The organism is Zhongshania sp. (genome assembly GCF_041623545.1).
Classification (GTDB): Bacteria; Pseudomonadota; Gammaproteobacteria; order Pseudomonadales; family Spongiibacteraceae; genus Spongiibacter.
Map to the genome: position 1 here is coordinate 1 of NZ_JBFJWS010000390.1, position 2552 is coordinate 2552.

A 2552-nucleotide genomic window follows, 5' to 3' on the forward strand; every position below is an offset into this window, starting at 1 on the left:
AGTAAATCTGCATCATTTGCGGTGAGTGGCGCGGCTTATGATATGGGCGCCGCCACGTCGGTAGCCGGAGACACCACAAATAAACGCCTATTTGTCGTCAATGGGCAGAGCAAGTCGGTCGATATCGTTGATGTTACCGACCCGCTCGCACCGGTCTTGGCAAGCCCCGGGGCTCTTGAATTACCAGCAGGTCTTGGTGCGCCAAAATGGGTAACGACAGCAGGGCTCTATGTTGCTGTGGCCTTGGATAATGTTAATCCCCAAGATAAGGGTAGAGTCGCCCTGTACTTGTTGTCTGACCTTAGTTTAGTGGAGACCTTTGAAGTTGGTTCTTCCCCTAAAATGGCAATCTTTGATTTGTTTGGCAGTCGTATTGTGGTTGCCAACGAAGGCCAGCCCAGCGCTGATTATAGCGTCGACCCCGTCGGCAGTATTTCGGTTATTGATCTTCGCGACGGCGTCACTGTTGCTGATGTTACCGAAATTGGCTTTAGTGATTTTAATATTGGCGGCAGCCGTGCCGCGGAACTGCCTGCCGGTGTGCGGGTGTTTGGTCCCGGCGCCAGCGTAGCCCAAGACCTCGAGCCTGAGCATATTGCTGTGGCCTTGGATAACACAAAGTTATTTGTAAGCTTGCAAGAAAACAATGCAGTGGCAATTATCAATTTTGCTGACAAAAGCATTGATCGTATCGTTGCGTTAGGCAGCAAAGACTTTGGCGTCAAGGGTAATGAGTTAGATACAAGTAGCGACGGCAACGTCAGTATGCGCAACTGGCCTGGTGTGTATGGCCTGTATCAGCCTGATGGCATTGGGGCCTACCGCTTTGGTGGCAAAAACTACTTTATTACTGCGAACGAGGGCCGGTCGAGAAACTATTCAGGCTTTAATGAAGAGCGCACGGTGGCCGCCCTGGTTGGTGGTACGGATCCAGGCGTTGACGCAAGCAATCCGAATTTCCCTACGCCAGATACTGAGCTTGCTGATTTGATTGTTAGTAATAAAGCGGGAAATACCGACAGTGACGATGAAATTGAAGAAATAAGTGCTTTTGGTGCCCGTTCTTTTGCCATTTGGAATGAGCAGGGCGAGTTGTTATTTGATTCCGGCAGCGACCTTGCGATGGTGACGGCGGCAAGTTTGGGGGCGAACTTTAATGATGCTGATACGGCGAGCCCAGCTAACGGTGCAGCGCCCAAGGGCATTGCCTTGGTGTCTAGCTTAAGCCGGATCTACGCTTTTGTTAGTTTAGCGCGTACGGGGGGCATTGCGATTTACGACGTGACCTCGCCGCTGGGTGTACAGTTTATCCAGTATGTGAATAACCGCGATTTTGCTAATAATAGTGGCGACGAGGGTGCTGACGGTATCACGACCTTCTTTATCGACAGCCAAGCTTATCTCGCAATAGCAAACGGGAAGAGTGGTAATGTGCGAATTATGGAAATTGATCCGGGTGTAACGACGCCCTAAGCTTGTTAAGTTATTCTTAGCCGAAGCGCCTCGTAATTATTTTTTTACGGGGCGTTTTTGTAATTTGCGCTGTAAAGTGCGCCGGTGCATGCCCAATTGTCGCGCCGTTTCTGAAATATTGCCTTCATTTTCAGTGAGCACTCGCTGTATATGTTCCCATTCGATTCGATCTAAAGATGGCGTGCTGAGTTCTTCTGCGGCCGTATTAGTGGTCTTACCCTCGAGTGCAGCGAGGATTTCGGTGGTGCTTGCCGGCTTCTGCAAATAATTGTCTGCGCCAAGTTTAATCGCATCCACGGTGGTCGCTATACTTGAGTAGCCGGTCAGCATTAGCATTTTTATATTGGGAAAACGCTCGCGCAGAATCGGAATTAAATGTAAGCCCGAGCGCGCTTCAAGTTTTAAATCGATAATTGCTTTGTCGGGACTAAGCTGCGCGCAGAGTGCCGTGGCGCTTTCAACATCGTGGGCAGTATGCACTTCGTAGCCGCGGCGCTGCAGTGAACGGCTCAGCGTTGTGCTAAAGCTAAGGTCGTCGTCAACCACCAAAATTTTTTCTTTGTCTTTCGTCACGCTATTACCTTTGTCGTGGGCAAACACAACTCGACACGACTGCCGCCACCATCCCGTTGCCGCCAACGTAGCTCGCCACCGTAACGATTCGCGGTGGCATTGCTCAAAAATAGGCCCAGTCCTCGGCCCTTGCCTTTACTGCTGACAAATGCTTTGCACATCATCGCTGCTTGCTCGCTACTAAGCCCGGGACCGCGATCACTAATCGCGAAGATAAGGTACTGACCTTCGGTGAATATCTCTAGACACAAATCCTTGTTGCTGGCGTCGGCGCCGTTGCTTAGCAAGTTCAGCACGGCTTGGCTAACTGTGCCATCTAGGGTCAGAATGGTATCAGCGAGGGTGGGGCTTATTTTGCTGTGTATGTTGCAGTCTGGACGCAAAACTTGCCAGCGCTCCTGAAGCTTGGCCAAATATTCGGGGGCGGGGACACTGAGGCTATTATCGCTGCTTAGATCCCGAGCGGTGCCAACGAGGGTGGTGAGTATGTCTCGGCAGTGATCCAG

General features: G+C 51.0%; 3 protein-coding genes. 1 reads left to right on the top strand and 2 read right to left on the bottom strand.

The window, feature by feature from the left end:
* The coding region (locus ABYT30_RS18330; protein ID WP_373097961.1) for a choice-of-anchor I family protein at positions 1-1473 on the top strand (1473 nt) is incomplete at its 5' end.
* Positions 1474-1509: 36 nt separating this feature from the next.
* Here the strand turns inward: ABYT30_RS18330 and ABYT30_RS18335 are convergent.
* A complete protein-coding gene (locus tag ABYT30_RS18335) occupies positions 1510-2046 on the bottom strand; it encodes a response regulator transcription factor (protein WP_373083063.1) in 537 nt (178 codons plus the stop codon).
* A partial coding sequence (locus ABYT30_RS18340; RefSeq protein ID WP_373097963.1) for a sensor histidine kinase occupies positions 2043-2552 on the bottom strand: 510 nt, incomplete at its 5' end. The genes ABYT30_RS18335 and ABYT30_RS18340, both read right to left, overlap by 4 nt.